22 protein-coding genes and 1 other annotated feature are annotated in these 22,021 nt (G+C 58.4%); of the genes, 2 read left to right on the forward strand and 20 right to left on the reverse strand.

Features of this window, described 5'->3' with window-relative positions:
- Positions 1-229: 229 nt before the first annotated feature.
- The 4 genes from ACFPPD_RS23370 to gpr form a co-directional block, all read right to left on the reverse strand.
- Positions 230-640 carry a hypothetical protein gene (locus tag ACFPPD_RS23370; RefSeq protein WP_209743745.1) on the reverse strand — a complete coding sequence of 137 codons (411 nt, stop codon included), beginning with the start codon at positions 638-640 and terminating at the stop codon, positions 230-232.
- Between the two features lie 2 nt (positions 641-642).
- On the reverse strand, positions 643-1,911 hold the full coding sequence (locus tag ACFPPD_RS23375) for a stage II sporulation protein P (protein ID WP_209743748.1): 1,269 nt from the start codon (positions 1,909-1,911) through the stop codon (positions 643-645).
- Positions 1,912-2,076: 165 nt separating this feature from the next.
- Positions 2,077-2,601 carry a cysteine hydrolase family protein gene (locus ACFPPD_RS23380; protein WP_209743750.1) on the reverse strand — a complete coding sequence of 175 codons (525 nt, stop codon included), beginning with the start codon at positions 2,599-2,601 and terminating at the stop codon, positions 2,077-2,079.
- Between the two features lie 93 nt (positions 2,602-2,694).
- The gene (gene gpr, locus ACFPPD_RS23385; RefSeq protein WP_209743753.1) at positions 2,695-3,699 is read right to left on the reverse strand and encodes a GPR endopeptidase; all 1,005 of its coding nucleotides are present in this window, start codon (positions 3,697-3,699) and stop codon (positions 2,695-2,697) included.
- Positions 3,700-3,827: 128 nt separating this feature from the next.
- Here gpr and rpsT point away from each other — a divergent pair, with 128 nt between their 5' ends.
- Complete coding sequence (gene rpsT / locus ACFPPD_RS23390; RefSeq protein WP_209743756.1) at positions 3,828-4,100, forward strand: 30S ribosomal protein S20; 273 nt, start codon at positions 3,828-3,830, stop codon at positions 4,098-4,100.
- 116 nt (positions 4,101-4,216) lie between these two features.
- Here rpsT and holA read toward each other — a convergent pair whose 3' ends face one another.
- From holA to ACFPPD_RS23425, 7 genes are all read right to left on the reverse strand, one after another.
- Entirely contained in the window at positions 4,217-5,248 is a 1,032-nt protein-coding gene (holA, locus tag ACFPPD_RS23395) for a DNA polymerase III subunit delta (RefSeq protein ID WP_209743759.1), read from the reverse strand.
- Positions 5,249-5,500: 252 nt separating this feature from the next.
- Complete coding sequence (locus tag ACFPPD_RS23400) at positions 5,501-6,478, reverse strand: anti-sigma factor family protein (protein WP_417286515.1); 978 nt, start codon at positions 6,476-6,478, stop codon at positions 5,501-5,503.
- On the reverse strand, positions 6,475-7,023 hold the full coding sequence (locus ACFPPD_RS23405) for an RNA polymerase sigma factor (protein ID WP_209743764.1): 549 nt from the start codon (positions 7,021-7,023) through the stop codon (positions 6,475-6,477). The genes ACFPPD_RS23400 and ACFPPD_RS23405 overlap by 4 nt, the downstream gene beginning before the upstream one ends.
- A 153-nt stretch (positions 7,024-7,176) precedes the next feature.
- Positions 7,177-9,717: a ComEC/Rec2 family competence protein gene (locus tag ACFPPD_RS23410; RefSeq protein WP_209743767.1), complete on the reverse strand. Its 2,541-nt coding sequence runs from the start codon at positions 9,715-9,717 to the stop codon at positions 7,177-7,179.
- Between the two features lie 162 nt (positions 9,718-9,879).
- Positions 9,880-10,398: a deoxycytidylate deaminase gene (locus tag ACFPPD_RS23415; protein ID WP_209743769.1), complete on the reverse strand. Its 519-nt coding sequence runs from the start codon at positions 10,396-10,398 to the stop codon at positions 9,880-9,882.
- Between the two features lie 33 nt (positions 10,399-10,431).
- A complete protein-coding gene (locus ACFPPD_RS23420; RefSeq protein WP_209743772.1) occupies positions 10,432-11,718 on the reverse strand; it encodes a homocysteine synthase in 1,287 nt (428 codons plus the stop codon).
- Between the two features lie 85 nt (positions 11,719-11,803).
- Positions 11,804-12,367 (reverse strand): ComEA family DNA-binding protein, encoded by a 564-nt coding sequence (locus tag ACFPPD_RS23425; RefSeq protein ID WP_209743775.1) that lies wholly within the window; start codon positions 12,365-12,367, stop codon positions 11,804-11,806.
- Between the two features lie 111 nt (positions 12,368-12,478).
- Here ACFPPD_RS23425 and comER point away from each other — a divergent pair, with 111 nt between their 5' ends.
- Positions 12,479-13,312, forward strand: coding sequence for a late competence protein ComER (comER, locus tag ACFPPD_RS23430; protein ID WP_209743778.1), 834 nt, complete (start codon positions 12,479-12,481; stop codon positions 13,310-13,312).
- Between the two features lie 244 nt (positions 13,313-13,556).
- Here comER and ACFPPD_RS23435 read toward each other — a convergent pair whose 3' ends face one another.
- The 9 genes from ACFPPD_RS23435 to aroE form a co-directional block, all read right to left on the reverse strand.
- A complete protein-coding gene (locus ACFPPD_RS23435) occupies positions 13,557-14,231 on the reverse strand; it encodes a hypothetical protein (protein ID WP_209743781.1) in 675 nt (224 codons plus the stop codon).
- 150 nt (positions 14,232-14,381) lie between these two features.
- Entirely contained in the window at positions 14,382-16,823 is a 2,442-nt protein-coding gene (gene leuS, locus ACFPPD_RS23440) for a leucine--tRNA ligase (protein WP_209743785.1), read from the reverse strand.
- An 84-nt stretch (positions 16,824-16,907) separates the two neighbouring features.
- Positions 16,908-17,155, reverse strand: a binding site (T-box leader).
- A gap of 165 nt (positions 17,156-17,320) precedes the next feature.
- A complete protein-coding gene (locus tag ACFPPD_RS23445) occupies positions 17,321-18,115 on the reverse strand; it encodes a class I SAM-dependent DNA methyltransferase (protein WP_209743787.1) in 795 nt (264 codons plus the stop codon).
- A gap of 37 nt (positions 18,116-18,152) precedes the next feature.
- Positions 18,153-19,079, reverse strand: coding sequence for a CvfB family protein (locus tag ACFPPD_RS23450; RefSeq protein WP_209743789.1), 927 nt, complete (start codon positions 19,077-19,079; stop codon positions 18,153-18,155).
- Positions 19,076-19,420, reverse strand: a complete 345-nt coding sequence (gene rsfS, locus ACFPPD_RS23455) for a ribosome silencing factor (RefSeq protein WP_209743791.1) — start codon at positions 19,418-19,420, stop codon at positions 19,076-19,078. The genes ACFPPD_RS23450 and rsfS overlap by 4 nt, the downstream gene beginning before the upstream one ends.
- 38 nt (positions 19,421-19,458) lie before the next feature.
- Entirely contained in the window at positions 19,459-20,028 is a 570-nt protein-coding gene (gene yqeK / locus ACFPPD_RS23460) for a bis(5'-nucleosyl)-tetraphosphatase (symmetrical) YqeK (protein ID WP_209743793.1), read from the reverse strand.
- Positions 20,018-20,605, reverse strand: a complete 588-nt coding sequence (locus tag ACFPPD_RS23465) for a nicotinate-nucleotide adenylyltransferase (RefSeq protein ID WP_209743795.1) — start codon at positions 20,603-20,605, stop codon at positions 20,018-20,020. Before ACFPPD_RS23465 ends, yqeK begins: the two co-directional genes overlap by 11 nt.
- A 24-nt stretch (positions 20,606-20,629) precedes the next feature.
- Positions 20,630-20,923, reverse strand: a complete 294-nt coding sequence (gene yhbY, locus ACFPPD_RS23470) for a ribosome assembly RNA-binding protein YhbY (RefSeq protein ID WP_209743797.1) — start codon at positions 20,921-20,923, stop codon at positions 20,630-20,632.
- 220 nt (positions 20,924-21,143) lie between these two features.
- The gene (aroE, locus tag ACFPPD_RS23475) at positions 21,144-22,013 is read right to left on the reverse strand and encodes a shikimate dehydrogenase (protein WP_209743799.1); all 870 of its coding nucleotides are present in this window, start codon (positions 22,011-22,013) and stop codon (positions 21,144-21,146) included.
- Positions 22,014-22,021 lie beyond the last annotated feature (8 nt).

Consider the following 22,021-nt stretch of genomic DNA (forward strand, 5'->3'; position numbering starts at 1 on the left):
AAGGGGCGGTCTTTACCGGTTCTTCACTGGTTATTCAGTCCGCTTGCGGCAGCCGAAGAAATAAGCCTCGGATGGGCTTGATTTCGGTCTTGCCGTTATGCGGATATTCGAATAATTCAGTTCAGAACCCATACCAACATAAATTCGTTCCCCTTAGAACTTTGATGTCTCTAATCATACGGATGTCGGCTTCTCCCGTCAAGCCCATTGCCCGCCGATCCTAGGCTCTTTAACCGAGCACCTTGTCGAACAGCGATACGACGGCTTTAATGCCGTTGCGGGACAAGTCGTGCAGCACTTCGCCCGTCTTGCCCGACACCCGGTCGACGATCGGCTCGCGGTCGTTCCGGGGGATCGCCACGGATTCGTCCCCGTCGTCGACGAGCGCGGTACCGTCGTCCCAGTCGTCCGTCCGGTCCGATGCCGTCCCGGAAGATCGGCTTCCGCCTGCTTTCCCTGTCACCGGCAACGTCCAATCGTCCGTCTCCCCGGCATCCGACTGCCCGACCGCGGCCGTCCCTTCCGTAGGAAACGGCCCGTTCACTTCCCGAATGCCTTTGTTCGACAGTTCCATGCCGTACAAGATCGCGAACCCGACGATTCCGGCGAACACGAGCAGCTTAAACGTATCTTTTCGCAAGCTTACCCCTTCTTCCCGCTTGGATTCGCCGGAGCGTCCGCCTTCGTCGCGTCCTGCTCCTCCCAATAAATTTGAGAGATCGCCTTGGCCAGCACGTCCGCCGTCCGGTAACTTTCCTGGAGCGTATTGTCGACGCCGCCGATTTCGATCAGCACGCTGTCCGGAGCGACGGATTGGTTGTATTCCCCGTTGCCGTTCGCCGCGGTTTTGCCCCATACGCCTCTGGACAAGCCGGGGTAGTCCTTCTCCAGCAGTTCGTGAATCCGGTTCGCGAAGCTTTCGTTCTCCCGCCAGTCCGGATTTTTGTGGCCGATGATGAAATACACTTGAGCGTAGTCTTTGTCGCCGATCGTCGCCGTCGTTTTATTGCGCCGTTGAGAGTCGCGGTGGATATCGAAGAAAAATTGGAGCCTGTCGTTGGCGGCCAACGCTTCCTTGACGGTTTTGAGCGAATATTTATACGAATAATTCCAATTATACCCTTCCACCGTCGTCGGGTAGTCCTTCGACGACTGGGAGGCGCCGACGCCCCTCGCCTCCAGTTGCTTGGCGAGCCTCTTTCCGACGAGCGTCACATTGATCTTGTCGGAGTTCGGATCCTTTTGGCTACTCTTCAGTTCCGGGTACCATGATTCCCGATTGTGGGAATGGTAGATAAACACGACTTTATCGCCTTGCGTCGTCCGGGGACCTTCCGCGTCCGGCTTGTCCGGTTCCGCTTGTCCCTTGTCCGGCTCCGGCGCGTCGTCCGCATGGCCTTCCGACGGTTCCGGTTCGTCTATGCCCGTTTCGCCCGATTGCCCGGGATCGTCCGGTTGCAGCTCCTGCGTCCCGAGCGGACCGCTATCTTCGGGCGCTTCGTCCCCGCCCGAGCCGGGCCGCAACAACACCGATCGATCCCTGTCCATGAGCGGCATCTCGCTCGCGAGCAAGCTCCTCGGATCGTCCGGATTCACGTTCGTCATAAACCTCAGCAGAAACGCCGCCATCCGGCCTGCTTGAAGAGGGGATTTCTCCGGCGATTCCATATGGGGCAGTTCCATGCCGAGCAACGATTCGAACAGCCGGGCCGATAACGAAGCGGCAAGTCCTTGCATCGATTGCACGGGCGACGTCGAGAGCGACTTTTGCAGCATGCCGCCGAGTCCCAGAAACACGAACAATAAGGTGGAACAGGCGCTGAGCATCAAGTAGGCGCGCCCGGTCACGAGCATCCTTCGCCAATTCGTCCGGCGCGAATGCCCGTCCGGTCGATATCCGTCTTGTTTCATTCTCGTCCTCCCCGGAGCCTTCTGCTTGCGAAAGCTTCCTTCTCTTCGTTTGCCTTGCGTGTTCTATCCTATGAGCGCGAGCCATTTGATAGAACCGCGGGCAAACGAAATGATAGAATCGGGAATGAATACGAGCGACCTTGCCCTGCGTTCGGCGAAAAGGCGTTAAGCCAAATCGCCTTCCGAGATCGCGACGAATCGGCCGTTCCAGACGTTCTCGTGATGGCTAATGATCTGTTCCGCGGAAAGCACCTTGCTGTTTAATGTGCTATGCGAGCCCTTGAACAGCCTATTCCGTTGAAAGCCGAGACTGTAAGCCGCCCGCAACGTCGTATCCATGCAAAATTCGGTTTGCGCTCCCGTCAAAACGAGCCTCTCGATGCCGTGCTCTCGTAAATACGCCTCCAATCCGGTTTGATAGAACGCATCCCATTTCGTTTTCCGGAAAACGGGGTCGCCTTCCTCTCTATCCATGCCGCGGTGGATTTGCCAATCTTCGCCGCCTTCGTATAATTCATCCCGTTCGTCTTGCTCCGTATGTTGGACGAATACGACGGGCATCCCCTTCGCGCGCGCTTGCCCGATCAGCTTGTTCACCCGTTCGACCAACCGGTCCTTGTCGTAAAGATGATTTTCCGGTAGACGAAAAAAAACTTCCTGCATATCGATGACGATCAACGCTTCTTTCATCTCTCTCGCTCCTTCGGTTCGTATATTCCGAGTATACCAGACACGAAAAGATGCCGAAAATCCCCGGCCGCATCGACCGGGGGATTCGTCGCGTCAGTGCGTGTATGCCGCCACGTTGTCGGTGTCGACGGCTTCATGCAGGGCGGCGTTCAAGCCGCTCGCGATAATATTCGCGATGTCCTCCATGAATTTGTCGATGTCCTTCGGCGTGACGAGCAGATCGTGACCGAGCGGATTGAGCACTTCCTTGACGAGCTGCAGCCTTTCCGTTTCGTCCATCTTCCCGAACTCTCCGAACAGGGGATCCGTATTCGGCGTGTGCTTCTTCATGTGCCCGAACACGAGATCCATCGTGTTGTTCACGATCGTGGACGCGTACACGACGGTCGGCACGCCGATGCCGATGCAAGGAATGCCGAGAATGTCCTTCGTCAGTCCTTTTCGCTTATTGCCGATGCCCGAGCCGGGATGAATGCCCGTGTCCGCGATCTGGATCGTCGTGTTCACCCGCTCCAACGATTTCGCGGCGAGCGCGTCGACGGCGATGATCAAGTCGGGCTTCGCCTGCGCCACGATGCCCTGGACGATGTCGCTCGACTCGATGCCCGTCGTCCCTAGCACTCCGGGAGCGACGGCGCTCACCGGCCGGTAGCCCGGGCTCACCTGGTCGGGCATCAGCTCGAAGAAATGCCGCGTCACCATCACGTTGTCTACGACGATCGGGCCGAGCGCGTCAGGCGTGACGTTCCAATTGCCGAGCCCGACGACGAGCACGCTTTGCTTCGGACCGAAGCCGATGCGCGACAGGAACGCTTCGAACTCCTTGGCGAACGTCGTCGCGACTTGATCTTGCAGTTCGGTATCACCTTGCCTCAGTTCCGGCACTTCGAGCGTGACGTAATGCCCGATCATTTTACCGATCTGCCGCGCCGCTTGGTCGTCCTTGATCTCCATCCGGGTGACGGAAATGCCGTCGGCGCTGTCCGTCTCCGTCCAGAGGCCGGGAATCCCCGCTTCGCCTGCGGCTTGAGCCGCGATATCCCGGGCCTCCAAAGCGAGGTCCGTACGCACGTTATACATTGACAAATCAAGATCCATAGGGTGTATTGACGCCCCTTTCGGCTGCGGATTCAAGTGGGAAATCGGCTTGCTTTTTACCCCCCTGCATGATAGAATGTTACAAGTTGTGTGGAGAAATACTTCTGTTTTTGCTGGAGGTGAAAAGAATGCCAAACATCAAATCCGCGATCAAACGCACGAAAACGAACGAAGCTCGTCGCCTGCGCAACGCATCCGCTAAGTCCGCTCTGCGTACTGCGGTGAAACAAGCCGACGTAGCGGTTCTGGGAACGGACGTAAACGCCGCGAAAGCTGCTTACGGCGTCGCCCAGAAGAAATTGGACAAAGCGGCAACGAAAGGCCTCATTCACAAAAATGCGGCTGCTCGCAAAAAATCCCGCCTGGCCAAAAAAATCAACGCATTGTCCGCACAAGGCTAAGCCTTGCGCCTGACGCATATGCGGCCGTCCCGCCTTCCGGCGCGACAGCCGAAAAAGCCATCCTCCAGGATGGCTTTTTTTGCGTCTCTTTATCCGTTCTCGCGGCGTCGGGCCGCTTAGCTTGCGCCCCGAGAGCCGGTCTTCAGCAGGAATAGCTCCAAGCCGAGCGACTTGTCGACGCGTCCGGACTTCATTGCGTAATCCAAGTCGGCCAACTCGGACAGTAATGTCGCCAAACGCCGTTGGCTGAATTTTCTCGCCTGCTCGCCCGTGATTTTCACCGCGTAGGGGTGCAGCCCGATCTGGGACGCCATCTGTTGCGGAGAATAACCCTGGGAGCTCAGCTCCTTCACGTAGAGCATATTGCGGAATTGCCGGACGAGCAACGCCAGCAGCTTGATCGGTTCCTCGCGTTGCTTCAGCAGATCGTAATACAGCGTAATGGCCGCTTCCGTCCGCAGCGCGGCAAGCTCTTCCGTCAGCTTGAACACGTTCTGTTCGGTCGCCATCGGCACGAGCGACTTCACGGCGTCCAGCGTAACCGCTCCTCCCGCGCCCGCATGCAGGCACAGCTTATCCGTCTCCGCGGCCAGCGCGTGCATGTCGGTGCCGACGCGGCGCAGCAGCTCCTCCGCGACCGGAGCTCCCATCGAACGACCTTGGCCGGTCGCGCGCTTGAGGAGCCATTGCTGAAGTTCATCGGCATGGAGAGGCGAGAAGCTGACGGTTCCATCGCCCGACTTAACCGATTTCACGAGTTTCTTGCGTTCGTCGAGCTTCTCGTGGGGCACCATAAAGACGAGCACCGTCGACTCGAGCGGTTGAGCCATGTACGCTTGCAGCCGTTCGGGTCTATGCTCGACGCGCGAAGATTCCTTGCCCGAGGCGAACAGCACGCTATCCCGGACGAGAATGAGCTTGCTCGGCACGAGGAACGGCAGCGTCTCCGCTTCGTCGACGATCTGGTCGACCGGCGTCTCTGCCGTATCGAACCGAACGATCCCCATGTCCCGGTGCTCCGGTTGGACGAGCGATTCTTGAAGCCGCTCGACGAATTCGTTCATTAAATACGATTCGGTTCCGAATATAACGTATACCGGTGCGATCCGGCCTTGTTTCAGTTCGCGAAATGCCTGTTTGGCGTCCATGCGGCGGATCTTCCTTTGTTCCGAATTGGTGTGGCGTCTTAGCCATTGTACACTAAAAAACGAAGGGATCCCACCTCTTGCGAGGCGCGATCCCTTCGTTCTCGGACATCTATATCAACGTTCGTGAGCCGGCCCATGGTGCCGAGCGCGAACGAGCGTGACGAGCGTCCAATAATGACCGCGGCGAACGGTCGTCAGCATCTTCCTTATACTATACGCGCCGCCGTGAAAAGGGTGCATGAGCGGGTCGGATTATCGCTTCGATTCCATCGCGGAAGCGACGTCGAATTGCCATTGTTCCGCCGTGCCGTCTGGGGCAGTATAAGTGAAGTACAGCGCGGTACCATCCGCGTTCCAGCTCAGCATGCCGATCTCGCCTTCACGTATAGCGGATACGTAATTCGGATTCACGTCGTCGCTCGCCGCGTACACTTTGAACGTGCCCTCTCCGGCGACCGCGACCGCTTTCCATTTGCCGTCGGGAGATTCGACCCTCTCCCCCGGAAACGATTCGCCGTTGATCGAATAGGCCGGAGTGCTGCCGAACGATTGCGGTGCGTCCGGCGCGACCGTTACGTTATTGCTGTTCTTCGACGTTACGGATATGTCGTCCCGGTTCTCCGCCGACTTTTCGTTCGCGTCTTCGCTCGCGGCAGGCGCGGAGCTCGGAGTGGCGATTTGTTCCGTGAACATGACGTCTTTCTTGTCGGCTTCGCCGCTTTTTTCCATTTTCGAGCTTTCTTCGCCGGCGAGACTCTTTTGCGACGAAGGCGCGGCCGCTTCCATCCTAGCCCCCGCTTCGGGGCTGGGCGCGGCCGCGTCGTCGTTCGAGCTGCCGCTCGGCTTCAGGAAGCCGTCGGGATTGCCGAACAGCAGGAATCCGACGACGATGCCCGCGGCGACGACGCCGGCGAGCCGTCCGAATACTTTCCTCGCGGGACGCTCGGATCTCGATACGGACTTGGGAACATTCGCGGGCGGTTCGTTCCCGACCATTGCGCCTTCCGCCTGAAGCCGCTCCAGCTCCGGCATAATCGCGTCGACGAGGCTGAACTTCGGCACGACGCGCGGGAGCTGCTCCAGCTCGTTCGATAATTTCTGCAATCTCGACAGCATGGCGGCGCAATCCGGGCATCGGTCGGCATGATTCTTCATGAGCGACGTTTCCTGTTCGTCCAAATCGCCGTCAATGTAGCGCTGCATGAGTTCCATCACCTCTTCGCAATTCATCCCCGGACACCGCCTTTCTGATAATCGTGAAGTAGGACCTGCAATTGCTGCCGGGCTCTAAATAAGTAGGATTTCACCGTATTGAGCGGCAAATTCAACGAATCGGCGATTTCGTTATACGAGAAGTCCTGCAAATAGCGCAGGACGACGACCGTCCGATGATGCTCGGGCAGCTTGCCGATCGCCTCGCGGATTTCCTCCGCGGCGTACGCGGAAAGAACCTCGGTTTCGACGTCGTCGTGCGCCTGGAACACCATTTCGTGCTCGTCTATGGACACGGAAGGCTTCTTGCGCCGGAACTTGTCGATGCAAATGTTCGTGACGATCCTTTGCACCCAAGTGCGGAACTGGGCCTTCTCCTCGTAAGATCCGATTTTCGTGTAAATGCGAATGAGCGCGTCCTGGGATGCGTCCAACGCGTCCTGTTCGTTGTTCAACAAATAATAAGCGGTCCGGTAAACTTGGTTCTCAATTTCGCGGAGTAGCGATACGAGAGCTTCCCGGTCGCCCGCTTGTGCGGCTTTGATCAGAGCCGGCTCCACCACAGAAGATCCTCCTCCCCTGCACCTTCACAGACGTTATCGTCCTTCGGAAGGTTGCGCTTCCCCGGAGGGAAATTAAGGTATTTGCGTTGCTTCTACTTTCAGTCTAGCAAAAACGGACGAATAGGGACATTGTTTTATGTTGGAACGATGAAGTCAATCCCCCGCTACGAGCATCCTGCGTTCCATCGCACCGTCCGGTGAGATCCGATACCGGATCTCTCCGTTCAGGTCCGTTCTCCATATTCGGCTGCCCATCGACTCTATGCGCTCGAGCACTTCCCCGTTAGGGTGGCCGTACGTATTCGTCGCGCCGACCGAAATAACCGTCTCCCGAGGCTGCCAATACGCTAGCCATTGCGGCGTGCTCGACGTCCGGCTGCCGTGATGACCCGCTTTCAGCACGTCGATCGGCTCTCTATTCCCGTCGCCGCTCTCGAGTTCCGCCTCGACGACTTCCCTCTCCCCGTCTGCCTCCAAATCCCCGGTCAGCAGAAACGTCCTGCCGAATATCGTCATTAGCAACGTGACGCTCCGTTCGTTTTGGTTATTTTCGATTGCCGCGGCTCCATGACCCGACTGCTCCTCGCTCGGATAAAGCACGCGTATCGCCGTCGATCGGTCGGGTTCCCACGTCATCGGCGCATGGACGGCGTAACTCGGTATACGTTTCTTCTCCGCCAACCGGAACAACTCAAGCGCTTGGGGCGAATCTTTGATCGTACCGTTATAAAACAGAGAGCCGACCGATACGTTCTCTAGTACCGCTTTGGCGCCGCCGATGTGGTCGGCGTCCAGATGAGTGAGCACGAGCGCGTCGAGGCGTCCGATTCCTCTTCTCTGCAGCAACGGGACGAGCAGTTTCCGGCCTACCTCGTAAGGGTCCGAACGAATGCGCCACTCTTCGCCCGGCTTACGGAAATTCACCGTACCTCCGGCATCTACCATGATCGTTTTGCCGGTGCCGGTCCGGATCAGTATGGCATCCCCTTGTCCGACGTTCAGGAACGATACGGTCGCCCGACTCTCTAACCGATCCGGCTGAACGCCCCAGGTCAGCCAGCAAGCGACGGCGCACGAGTAGGCAAGGAACGACAACATCGCCTTTCGCCTCTTCGGCTTTTCCGCCGAGGGGTCGATCGTAGGCAGCGGAACCGTGTTTTCCTCCGTTGCGCCTTCCGCGAGTCGACTCCGCCACCATTCCCGCTCCTCCGATCGTTTCTTTGCGCGCTGGACGATCCAGGTGCCGGTTCCCATTAACGCGTACGCGGAGGCGACCCAGAGCAGCGAAGGCTGCGGCCACGCCGTTCGCAAGCCATCGATACGATTCAACCCATCGACGATCGCGAAAGTCAGCCCGTTGCCGAGCGTCGCGAGCTTCGCCGGAATGATGCCCAGCGGAAGCCATATTCCTCCGAGTACGACGGAAGCCATGCCGAGAGGCATGACGACGAAACTGATAAACGGCACGAGAACGAAATTCGCCGGAAGAGACAGCAAATGCACCGCGTGAAAATAGTAAACGGTCACGGGAAAAGAAACGATTTGGGCGGTGAGCGCGACGGCGACGGGACCACGGAGCCATGGCCGCGATATCGGCAACGCGGACGTCATCGTCGGCGCGAACAGGATCAATCCGGCGGTCACGAGGAAGGACAGTTGGAAGCTCACGTCTTCGATATAGCTCGGTTTCCAAACGAGCATCGCCATCGCCGCGGCCATCAGCAGATGCAGGCCGTCCTTGAGCGCGTTTCGGCGCGCGAGCCATAGGGCGATCATCGCCATCAAGCAAGCGCGAACCGCCGACGGAGAAGCGCCCGTTACGAGCATGTAGACCGGCATCGCCGCGATCGCGACGCCGAGCGCCTTTTCCCGGGTCAGTCTTAACAGGGCTCCTCCTTGCAGCAGCAAATACACGATGACGCCGACGTGCAAGCCGGAGATCGCCAGCACGTGCGTCAAGCCGAGCTTGGCGAAGCCGTCGTATTGTTCAGGATCGAGATCGGACCGAAGGCCGACGACGAGTCCCTTCATATAGCCGGCGTCTCCGCCGGGATATAGCCCGTCCATGACGGCGCCGATCCGGTCGCGGAAGTCGTCAAGCAGGCGCCCCGGCCGATACCGCCAAGCAATATCCGATCCCGTCACGGCGACGGCATCCGCTCCTTTGGCGTTCATCTGTCGCTTGATGCCTTGCCGCATCAAGTAATCCCGGTAATCGAAATCGCCGAAATTCCCCGCCGTTCCCGGTCGCGTCATCGTCCCGCTAACCGATACGACGTCGCCTCTTCGCCAAGCCGACGCGATCTTCTGCTCCTCTTGCTTGGCCAGCTTGACCCGAACGATGACCGTCTCGGATTTAGCGACGCCAGCATTCGATAGCGCCGCCCGCAACCGGAAAGACGCCAGATCCCCGTCTACCTCCGCCGGAGAGAGAATCGTCCCTTTCATGACGATCGTTTCCTTAAGATCGGCTAAGGTAGACCGTCCGCCGCCATCGGCAAGTTGCATCGAGGCGGCGGCGTTCTCGCCGATACCGTCCCGGGCGTCGATCGCCAATCGCTCCCCGAACGCCAATGCCGCCGCGACGCCGCACAGCAAAACCAATCTCGGACTTGCCGAACGAGAGACGGCAAGCCCTGACAGGATCAATAACAAGGCCAATAGGGCAAAGTAGGCTAATGACCCTTGCCACAAAGAAGGCACCGCCGTTCCGGCAATCCAACAGCTCGCGACGGCGACTAACGGTCTCCGGTCTATCGCTTCCGCCTCCTTTCGTTTGCCCTCGAGAACGAAAAAAACCTCTTCCCCGGGCGATTGCCCGGCGAAGAGGTTCTTCCTCTTGCTTGCCGTATGACGTTAAGAGCCGTCTTGGACTTCCGTATCCGCCGGCGGAACGTAGTTGGATAGCTGCCTGAACAGCAGTCCTCTCTGTTCCATGAGCGCCGCGACTTTGCCGTAATCCTTCGGATATGGCCGATAGTACACGATTTCGGATATGCCGCTATTCGCGAGCATGTTCGCGCAGGTCCAGCATGGCTGGTCCGTTACGTACACGACCGATCCTTCCCTGTCGACGCGGTCCGTGAACAAGAGCAGGTTCTGCTCGGCGTGAATCGTCCGGATGCAACGCTGCTTCTTGATCATGCCGCCGTCCTTCGCGCCCGCGGGCGCCGGTTCGAATTCCTCCACCATCATGCATCCGGCCTCGGAACAATCCTGAACCCCCATGGGGGCCCCGTTGTAAGCCGTGCCGAGCAGCTTTTTCCCTTGAACGAGCACCGTGCCGACATGCCTTCTCGGACATCTGGACCTCGTCGACACCATAAAGGCGATATCCATGAAATACGTATCCCAGTCCTTGCGAAGAACCGTCATCTTCCGTTCCCTCCGGTCAGGCCTTAAAGCCGCTTACTGCTGGCTCGCCGCCAGCGCTTGATCCAAGTCTTTCAAAATGTCTTTGATGCCTTCCGTGCCGACCGACAACCGGATCATGCCCGGTTGCACGCCCGCCGCGACTTGTTCATCCTCGCTCAGCTGTTGGTGAGTCGTGCTCGCAGGGTGAATGATCAGCGATTTGGAATCGCCTACGTTCGCGAGGTGCGAGAACAGCTTCACGTTGTTAATGACCTTCTTGCCCGCTTCGACGCCGCCTTTAATACCGAACGTCAAGATCGCGCCTTGGCCGTTAGGCAAGTACCTTTGTCCGAGCTCGTAGGACGGGTGGCTTTCCAACCCGGCGTAGCTGACCCATTCGACGGCGGAGTGGGTTTCCAGGAACTTCGCGACGGCGAGGGCGTTGCTGCTATGTCGCTCCATCCGAAGGTGTAGCGTCTCGAGCCCTTGCAGAAACATGAAGGAGTTGAACGGCGCAAGCGCGGAACCCATGTCGCGCAGCAATTGTACCCGCATTTTGATAATATAGGCAACCGGACCGACCGCATCCGCATAGACGACGCCGTGGTAGCTCGGATCCGGCTCGGTAAGACCCGGGAACTTGCCGCTTGCCTTCCAATCGAACTTGCCTCCGTCGACGACGATGCCGCCGATGGAAGTGCCATGTCCGCCGATGAACTTCGTCGCGGAGTGAAGCACGATATCCGCGCCATGTTCAAGAGGGCGGCACAGCAGAGGCGTCGCGAACGTACTGTCGATGATCAGCGGAATGCCGTTCTCGTGCGCGATCGAGGCAACCGCGGCGATATCTAAAATGTCGCCTTTCGGGTTGCCGATCGTCTCGGCGAACACCGCTTTCGTCTTCGGCGTGATCGCCGCGCGGAAGTTCTCCGGATTCGACGGATCGACGAACTTCACGTTGATGCCGAGCTTAGGCAGGGTAATGGCGAACAGGTTGTACGTGCCTCCGTACAGGCTGGCGGAGGACACGATCTCGTCGCCCGCTCCCGCGATGTTAAGAATCGAGTATGTAATAGCCGCTTGTCCGGAACTGACCGCAAGAGCGGCTGCTCCGCCTTCGAGCGCGGCGACCCGCTGCTCGAACACGTCGGACGTCGGATTCATGATGCGGGTATAAATATTGCCGAATTCCTTCAGCGCGAACAAGTTCGCGGCATGATCGGTATCGCGGAAACCGTAGGAAGTCGTTTGGTAAATCGGTACGGCGCGAGACATCGTCGTGGGGTCGATTTGTTGCCCGCCATGGACGGCAAGCGTTTCCAAGGAATACTCGTTACTCATGCAAGGAACCTCCCGATATAGGAAAATAATAGCTACCAACCTATTCTCTCATATTTGAAGTCATAATCATAGTAGTTTAGTCGGATTATTCGACCGTTACTCGTTGCGCGACTTTCTCGTATATTTTCGGACCTATGCCTTTTATGTCACGTAACTCCTCGACGTTTCGGAATTCTCCTCTCTTCTCGCGATAGTCTATGATGGCTTTCGCTTTGGAGGGTCCGATACCCGGCAAGCTTTCCAGTTGCGCTTGAGACGCCGCGTTCAAGTTCAGCAAGCCGGTACCGTTGTCCGCGCTTGCCGGCGGCGCTTGGCCGGTCGCCGACGGTTGAGCGGTAGTCGAAGGGGGCTCTTCCCGAGGCTGCCCGGAGGGGACGGTTGCGTTCGGTTGCTTGCTTGCGGCAGGGCTCGCTTTCGATGCCTCTCGGGAAGGGGCAGACGCGTCCGTGTCGCGCGAATAAAGCGATCTGCCCTCCTCGGGCGAAGATAAGGCGTCAAGCGCGTTCGCCAGCTCGCCGTTCGCGGGTTTCCAACCCGGAACGTCCGTACGGGATTGGCCTTTTATGTATGCATACACAAGCAAACCGAGCGCGAGCAGCATAATGAATAGAGAAATAAACCGGCTCGGATGCATCGTTCTTTCTTTCATCGCGTCGAATCGACTCCTTTTAGATGGATTCAATTGTAAAAATGCGTCATGACAGCCAAGCTTTCGTACATACAATGGGTGTAAGTAATACGCCTTCGGGAGGGACAAAGGATGAAGATCGGCTTTATCGGCGCCGGCAGTATGGGAAGCCTGTTAGTGGGAGCGTTCGTTCGCGCGGGCGCCCTGCGGCCCGACCAGATCACCGTTAGCTCCCGCACTTCCAGCAAGGCGAGTCTTCTCGCGGATCAATTTCCCGGCCTGCGAGCCGCCCTGTCCAACGTCGAGGCGGCCCAAGGAGCCGATTATTTGTTTTTGTGCGTGAAACCGATGGACTTCCGAAGGGTGCTCGACGAAATCTCTAGCGTCTTGAAACCCGAACAAATCGTCATATCCATTACGAGCCCGGTCCGCATCTCCTCATTGGAAGAGCTGTTACCGTGCAAAGTGGCCAAAATCGTCCCGAGCGTCGTGAACGCGATCGGCAGCGGCGCTTCCTTGTTCATGTGGGGCACCCGTCTGTCGGAGACAGATAAATCCGCGTTATGGCAGCTGTTCTCCTCGATCAGCCGACCGATCGTCATCCAAGAGGAAGAAGTACGCGTGGCCTCCGACCTGTCCAGCTGCGGACCGGCTTTCATGGCCTACCTTCTCGAGCAATTCATCGACGCCAGCGTCATGTCGACGGGCATCGAACGGGAAACCGCATCCGCTCTGGCTTGCGAAATGATGCTCGGCACCGCCAGGCTCATGCTCGAGCTCCCCTGTTCTCCCGGCGAGCTCCAAGCGAAAGTGTCCGTACCCGGCGGCATCACCGCCGCGGCGCTCGAATCGCTGCGCAAGTCGACCCGCGGCGCGTTCCTCCAAGTTCTGTACACGACCCACGAGAAATTCGCCGAAGACCTCGACCGGGTCGACTCCTCACTATTTCCGAGGGAGCGGACTTAGGGGGACGGAACTTTTGTACTAAAGGCGGTCTCTGGCCGCCTCTTTGTTGTTTAATTCGGTTTCACCTGACTACAGACTCACAACCTCCCCACTCCCTCCTCGCAATATGGTTTCACCTGACTACAGCCTAACAACCTCCCCACTCCCTCCTCGCAATTCGGTTTCACCTGACTACAGACTCACAACAACCCCGCTCCCTCCTCGCAATTCGGTTTCACCTGACTACAGACTCCCACCTCCAAAACTAACTTCTTTGAAGTAACAATTCCTTTGCGACCGGCGTCACTTCGAAAGAATGAAGTCTGTTCTTTCCGCTTCCCAGCGAAACAATGAGTTTCTTATCGAGAAGTTGCGATGTCACCCGCTTCGCCAAGTCGTATTTGCAACCTAAGCAGTATTTCACGTCATCGAGCTTAAATGGACGTCGTAAACGAACTGCATACCGAACCACCTCCCGCTCGTACACGGATAGCTCCTCCATGAACCGGCTGCCGCGAATGCTCATGCGTTGTCCGACGATCTCGTAGAACGCGCGCCTGCACATGTCGGGCTGCTTGTCCAATTGGTCGCGGCTGAATGGATAATACGTCATCCACCCTAGCGCGACCGAGCGTATTTTCGTCTTCTCGAAGTCGAAGCGGTCCCTCGTGATCAACTCGGCGTGCGTGACGAAACCGTCCGATTCGAAGGCGATCGCTATCGGCTCGTAGTAGACGTCGATGTACATCTTCGCGCCATTCGAACCCACCATTTCGTGCTCCAGCACGATCCCTTCGAACGACTGTAAAGCCGGCCATATGACGACCTCTAGCAACTTTTTCGTGCCTTCGCGATTTTTGTTTAACATCGCCAAACGCTGCCCGGAAGCATTTCGCAACTGCTCCTCTATCAATATCGCATACGCCTTTTCGAACGACATCTCATCCCCTCTTCCAAGTTCAAAATGAAAACAAAAAGCCGCCAATCCCCGCAAAGGGGATTAGCGGCGTGTGCTTCACGCGCATGGTGGGTGTGTATAAGATTCTTGATAGTAACTACGCTAGTGATGCCAGTTATTCCGATGTCCCGATCAGTTCGCGACAATGTTGACGAGCTTGCCTTTGACGGCGATCACTTTGCGCACCGTTTTGCCGGCGAGCAGTTCCTTGACCTTCTCCGACTCGTTCGCCAGCGCTTGCATGCCCGCTTCGTCGAGATCGGCCGGAACGTTCAGGCGATCGGCGATTTTGCCGTTCACTTGAACGACGATTTCCACTTCGGAATCGACCGTCAGCGCGACGTCGAACGCGGGCCAAACGGCGTATGACAGCGAACCGGCCTCATTGCCGAGCTTTTCCCACAGCTCTTCCGCGATATGCGGCGCGAGCGGCGAAATCATCTGCACGAAATCGCTCATCGCTTGCTTCGGCAACGTTTCCGTCTTGTACGCTTCGTTAACGAAAATCATCAATTGGCTGATCGAAGTATTGAAGCGCAAGCCCTCGTAGTCGTCGCCGACTTTCTTGAGGCTCTTGTGCCAAGTGCGGCGGAATGCTTCGTCTCCGGGTACGTCCTGGATTTTGGCGTTCAATTCGCCGGTCTCCTCGTTCACGAAAAGCCTCCATACGCGGGCCAGGAACTTGAACACGCCTTCGACGCCGTTCGTGTTCCAAGGCTTCGTCGCTTCCAACGGCCCCATGAACATCTCGTACAAGCGTAACGTATCCGCGCCGAACTCGCCGACGATATCGTCCGGGTTGATGACGTTGCCGCGGGATTTGGACATTTTCTCGTTGTTCGTGCCAAGAATCATGCCTTGGTTCACGAGCTTGTGGAACGGCTCCTTCGTGTTCACGACGCCGATGTCGTACAGCACCTTATGCCAGAACCGCGCGTACAGCAAGTGCAATACCGCATGCTCCGCGCCGCCGATGTACAAGTCGACCGGCAACCATTCCTTCTGCTTCTCCGGCGAGCAGATCGCGTCCGCGTTCTTCGGATCGATGAAGCGCAAGTAGTACCAGCAGCTGCCGGCCCATTGCGGCATCGTGTTCGTCTCGCGGCGCGCTTTTTTGCCGTTGCGCGGATCGACGACGTTCACCCATTCCGTCACGTTCGCCAGCGGAGATTCGCCGGTGCCGGAAGGCTGGATCGCGTCCACGTCCGGCAGCAGAAGCGGAAGATCCTCTTCGGCGACCGTGTCCATCGTGCCGTCCTCGTAATGAAGCACCGGAATCGGCTCGCCCCAGTAACGTTGGCGGCTGAACAGCCAGTCGCGCAGACGGTAAGTCACTTTGCCTTTGCCCTTGCCGATCTTCTCGAGGCGCTCGATCATCGCGGCGATCGCTTCCTTCGTGCCGAGGCCGTTCAGGAAGTCCGAGTTGACCAGCTTGCCGTCGCCCGTATAAGCGGCCGCTTCGACGTCGCCGCCCTCGACGACCTCCAAGATCGGCAGTCCGAATTTCTTCGCGAACTCCCAGTCGCGCTCGTCGTGGCCAGGTACGGCCATGATGGCGCCCGTGCCGTAACCGCCGAGCACGTAATCGGCGATCCATATCGGCACCTTCTTGCCGTTCACCGGGTTGATCGCGTATGCTCCCGTGAACACGCCGCTCTTATCCTTCGCGAGGTCGGTGCGCTCCAGGTCGCTCTTGCGCGCGGCTTGCTCGACGTAAGCTTCGACCGCCGCCCGCTGCTCCGCGGAAGCGATCGCGCCGACGAGCTCGTGCTCGGGCGCCAGAACGCAATACGTCGCGCCGAACAGCGTATCGGGACGCGTCGTGAACACCTTCAGCGCGGCGTCGTGGCCGTCGATCGCGAACGCGACTTCGGCTCCGGACGATTTGCCGATCCAGTTGCGCTGCATATCCTTGATGCTTTCCGACCAGTCCAGCTCTTCCAGATCTTCGAGCAGTCTTTCGGCGTACTCGGTAATCTTGAGCATCCATTGGCGCATCGGCTTGCGGATGACCGGATGGCCGCCGCGTTCGCTGAGCCCGTCGATGACTTCCTCGTTCGCGAGCACCGTTCCGAGAGCCGGGCACCAGTTCACGGGCACTTCGGCGACGTAGGCCAAGCCTTTTTTGTACAACTGAATGAAAATCCATTGCGTCCACTTGTAATAGTCCGGGTCCGTCGTGCTGAACTCCCTTTCCCAATCGTACGAGAAGCCGAGCGACTTGATCTGGCGGCGGAAGTTGTCGATGTTCTCGAACGTGATTTCCCGCGGGTGCCGTCCGGTTTGCAACGCATACTGCTCGGCCGGCAAGCCGAAAGCGTCCCATCCCATCGGATGAAGCACGTTAAAGCCTTTCATCCGCTTGTAGCGGCTTACGATATCGGTTGCCGTATAACCTTCCGGATGGCCGACGTGCAAGCCCGCCCCGGACGGATATGGGAACATGTCGAGCGCGTAAAACTTCGGTTTGCCCGCGTCTTCGGTCGTGCGGAACGTCTTGCTCTCGTCCCAAATCTTCTGCCATTTCGGTTCGATCTTCGACGGCTGGTAGCCGTTCGCGTTGTCGTGAGACATGGTCGATAACTCCCTTAAGTTCGATTGTCGCATGCTATCCATCCAGAAAAAACCAACAAAAAAACTCCCGCCGCTAGCGTTATCGCTAGGGACGAGAGTTCGGATTCCCGTGGTACCACCCTAGTTGACGGACGTCCTGCTTGGATCGCCGCCCACTCTAACCCCGTAACGAGAGGTAACGCCCGGCTTGAAGGATGATTCCGCTTGCGCGAAAAATCCGTTCGGCCCGGTAGCTCCGAGGCGAGTTCGTCGTATGCGTCAACCGGCTTGCACCTTCCGCCGGCTCTCTGGGTGACGCCGCAGCGACTACTGCTCCTCTTCTCAGCCAAAGTATGCCATGATTATAGCCATCCGCGCGAACGATGTCAAGTTGCCGCGCAAGCTCTGCCGCGCAAGCTCGCGAGGCGCCGCGAAATAACGGAAATGCCAAAAGGCCGCCATCGAAGTCTCGCGAAGACTTCGATAACGGCCCTTCTATCGCCGGAAACCCGGCTATATTATTTCGGCTTGCGGGCGACGAAGAACAAGCGTTCCGATTCGGCCGTCGGCGCGTCCCACGTAAAGTCGGCAACGCGGTGAAGCAGCTCGAACCCCGTCTCCGCCAATTGCTCCGCGATCCAATCCGGATCGTACGCCCGTTGGACATGGGACTCTTCGAATCTGCTGTACAACGATCCGGTGCCGCTTTCGGACGTAGCCTGCTCTTGGATGAAGAACGTGAGCGAATGTTCGATCTCCGTCCGATCCGGGTCGTAGTCGCACGTCCACAAATACGCGACGTCTCTCTCGTCGTATACGAACGGTTGCTCCTCGGCATACCGCTCCAACTGCTTCGGCGAATGGACGTCGAACAGAAACAATCCGCCCGGCTCCAACCCTTCGTAGGTCGCGCGGATGGCCGCCGTCACGTCCCGCCTCTCCGTCAAGTAGTTCAAGCAGTCGCAGAAACAGATGACCGCGTCCGCCGGCTGGGGCAAATCCCAATCCCTCATATCCTGCTGCAGCCAGCGAATCGTGCCCGGCTCGTCGCGATACCCGCCTCTCGCGGACGGCTCGTCCCACTTGCTTCGGGCGACGGAAAGCATCTCCGAAGAGATGTCGATGCCGAAGACGCCGAAGCCCGAACGGGCGAGCGGAATCGCGAGATTGCCGGTTCCGCAGCCGAGATCGACGATCGTCTTCGGCATGCCGTACCGGTCGAAGCATTTCCTGGCGAAATTCATCCATTCGGAATAAGGCATTTCTTCCATCAAGCGATCGTAGACGGCCGCGAACTGCCGATAGGTACGCATGTCGTTCTCCCCAATTCCCACTCGATCTGAAACGTCGTTACTGCGGCCGATCTCCGGCTTCTTCCGCGCTTCCGGACTCGATCAGACGCGTCCAGTTGCCTTCCTGCCGGATCCGCCCTTCTTTCATCAGCTTGCCGAGCGCTCTCTTGAAAGCGGACTTGCTAAGCTGGAACCGGCGCTGGATATCCTCCGCGCTCGTCTGGTCGGAGTAGGGCATCGCCCCGCCCGGACGTTCCTTCAGGAACGCCAAAATGCGATCGGCGTCTTCCAGCCTGCCGACTTCTTTCGTCGCTTTCACGCTCATGGACACGCGCCCGTCTTCCCTGACTTGCGTCACGCGCGCCTTGAATTTCTGGCCGATTCGGAGCGGATGGGTCATGGACGCGTTGTTCACGTAACCGAGCGCCCCGAAGCCGAGAACGCCTCCGTCGACGAGCGTGAACACGCCGTCCTTGAACACGTCCGTCACCCAGCCTTCGCGCCATTCGTTCATCCAAGAGGTCGGAGCGCGGAAGACGAGCGGAGCGAAATCGTCGATCTTCGCGAGTCTCGCCAGCATGCGCCCTTCTTTGTCCTGCTTCATGACGACGTGAAGCTCGTCGCCGGTTTGCGGCCACGCGTTCTTCCGTTCCGGCGGGAACTGTTTAAGAGGCAACAAAAGTTGCCTGCCGATGCCCATCTCCAAGAAAAAGCCGAAGCTCGGGTGGAAATCGGCGACCGCGAGCCGCGCCATTCCCCCGAGCGTAATGAGAGGCTTCCGCAGCGTCGCGGTCAGCCGTTCCTTGTCGTCGTGGAAGAGAAACACTTCCGCGTCCGAGCCGACCTCCGGACGGGTGCCTACCGCTTCTCCGTAAGGAAGATGCACTTCGGGTCCGTCCCCGTCCCCGAAGCCGAGAAACCATCCGTATGGGGATACTTCCCTGAGCACCCGTAACCGTTGCAAGGTTCCAGCGATCAAATTCATACGATTTCCACTGCCTTCGCGTCGGACCAGAGACGCTCGAGATGGTAAAACTCCCTCTCGTCCTTATGGAAGACGTGAGCGACGACGTCGCCCATGTCCACGAGAACCCAACGCGCCGTATCCGCGCCCTCGAGCCTGACTTTCGCGCCCGCGATTTCCGCGGTTTTGCGAATTTCGGTCGCGATCGAAAGCACTTGCGTATCCGAGTTGCCGTGGCAGATGACGAAATAATCCGCGATCAAGGAAATGCCTTGCAGGTTCAAAGCCACGACGTCGTGCGCTTTCTTTTCTTCCGCCGCGCCGATTACCGTTTTCAACAATTTGTCCGAGTTTAATGCCATGTCTCAGCCTCCGTATTCTCATTAGGTCGATGCTATGTTTAAGCTTGCTTCATTTGCAGGATCAGGTCGTTCCTCGCCGCTACCGTCAACGGGAAAATCCGTTTCCCGCGCTTCACGAGCACTTCGATGGTCGAACCGAACGCCGCGACCAGAGCCTCCTCGAGGCTGCTCTCCGCGAGCATCCGTATGTCGTCGACGCCCGGAAAGTCTCTGCCCGGCTCGATATAGTCCGCCAGACAGACGATTTTGTCCAGCAGCGTCATCCCTTCCCTGCCGGACGTATGGTAGCGGATCGCGTCCAGCACTTCCTCGTCCTCGATGCCGTGCTCGGACGCCACCGCCCAAGCCCCGACGTGGGCATGCCACAGCTCTTTGTCGTAGACGAGCAGTTCCGGGGGCAGTGAGCGTTCCCTGATAATCGTTTCCATGCGATCGGTCGCCCACGCTTTGGAATAGTCGTGCAGCAGGGCGGCCAGCTCGGCTTTCGCGGGATGCCCGCCGTACCGGGCCGCCAGGCCGATCGCCGCGTCGACTACGCCCAACGTATGTTTCCAGCGTTTGTCCGGCATTTGCGCGCGGGTCGCTGCCCTCAGCTTGTCAAGATTCATAAAGGCCATTCCTTTGAATGTATTCGCGAACCGGTTCGGGGAGCATGTAGCGGACGGAGCGTCCTTCCTTCAGCTTGCGCCGGATGTCCGTGGAGGAGATGCCCATCGGCGGCATTCCCGCACGCAGCAACTTCCTGCGGATGAAGGTCGGGAGCGACGAGTCGTCCGAAGGCCGATCCGGCCGTTCCAGCCCTATGAACGAAATGCGTTCCGCCAGCTCGTCGATACGCCGCCAATGGGGCAGATCTTGGATCATATCGGAGCCGACGATCCAATAGAACAGGATGCCGGGATCGCGCTCCTGCAACGCCGAGACGGTCTCGATCGTGTAAGAGGTACCTTCCTTCTTCAGCTCGATGTCCTCCACGCGGAGCGTTCCGTTGCCCGCGATCGCTTCCTCGAGCATCCGGCGCCGGCTTTCGGCGTCCGTGCCGGGCTGCGGCTTGTGGGGAGGCACGAGCGTGGGAATCAGCCACACTTCGTCGAGCTTCGCCGCTTCGCGCGCGGCTTCCGCGGCCATCAGATGGCCGTTGTGGACGGGATCGAAGGTACCGCCGAGCAGACCGATTTTGCGCATGCGTTTCCGCCTTTCCGCTCTAAGTTAACGAGGCAAGACGATTTCCTTGTGATCGGTCGATTCTTTGTACAGGACGATCGTCTTTCCGATAACCTGGACAAGCTCGCAGCGCGATTTCTCGGCGAGCTCTTCGCCGATTTCGCGCGGGTCGTCGGAGTTGTTGTTGAGCACGGAGATTTTGATGAGCTCGCGCGTTTCGATCGCTTCCTCGATGTGGCGGACGAGCTGGTCGTTCGTGCCGCCTTTGCCGACTTGGAAAATCGGGGTCAAGTGGTGGGCGAGCGAACGAAGGTGACGTTTTTGTTTGCCTGTTAACATGTTATTCCTGCTTTCATATGTGGGGATTCCGACGACTCGTGAATGAGGACTGCGAAAAAGGGTTGGCACTCCGCCGCTGGTTAAAATCGAGTGGCTGGATCGGATGAGGCGGTGGCCACTCGATTTTAAAGGCGGACGTAAACTCTGCGTACCAATCCCTTTTTCTCCGTCCTTTTCGAGTTATCGTAAAAGTTTTTACATCAATAAGCCTTCCCGTGCCTCACCGACCGAAAGAATCCAACACCGCTTCGCGCATCGCCGCCACGGGAGCGGTGGTACCGGTCCAGTATTCGAACGCGTAGGCGCCTTGGTAGACGAACATGCCGAGACCGCCGTGGGCGCGGCAGCCGCGCTCTTCCGCTCGGCGAAGGAATGCGGTCTTGAGCGGATTGTAGATCAAATCGCTGGCGACGGCTCCCGGCTTCAACCAGTTCGGGTCTATCGGCACGCCGTCCGCGTTAGGGGACATGCCGACGGAGGTCGTGTTGACGACGACGTCCGCTTCGGCGCATGCCGCTTGAAGCCGGGACCACGCAATCGCCGAGATCCGGTATGCCGGCGGGAACGCCGAAGCGAGCTCCGCCGCGCGTGCTTCCGTACGATTCGCCAGGAGAATCGCCGCCGGCTTCTCTTGGGCCAGCGCCCATAGAATGCCCCGGGACGCGCCGCCGGCTCCGAGAACGACGATCGTCTTCCCGGACAAATCCGGCTCTGCTTCTTCCTTCAAGGACCGAACGTAACCGATCCCGTCGGTGTTATAGCCGACGAGACGCCCGTTATCGTTGACGATCGTGTTGACCGCGCCGATCGCGCGGGCGCCTTCGCTGATCTCGTCCAGGAATGCCATGACCTCGACCTTATGCGGAATCGTCACGTTAAGACCCCGGAATCCGAGACCGCGAACGCCGGCGATCGACTCGCCCAACCGGTCCGGCGTCACGTGAAAAGCGGCGTAGGCGCCGTTGATGCCCGTTTCACGGAACGCCCGGTTCAGCATGACCGGAGATTTGGAATGGCGTACGGGATCCCCGATGACGCCGTACAGCACGGTGTGGCTATCTAATTGATACGGATCGGAATGCCGTTCCATTCGTCGTG

The organism is Cohnella suwonensis, assembly GCF_042655365.1.
Lineage (GTDB): Bacteria > Bacillota > Bacilli > Paenibacillales > Paenibacillaceae > Cohnella > Cohnella suwonensis.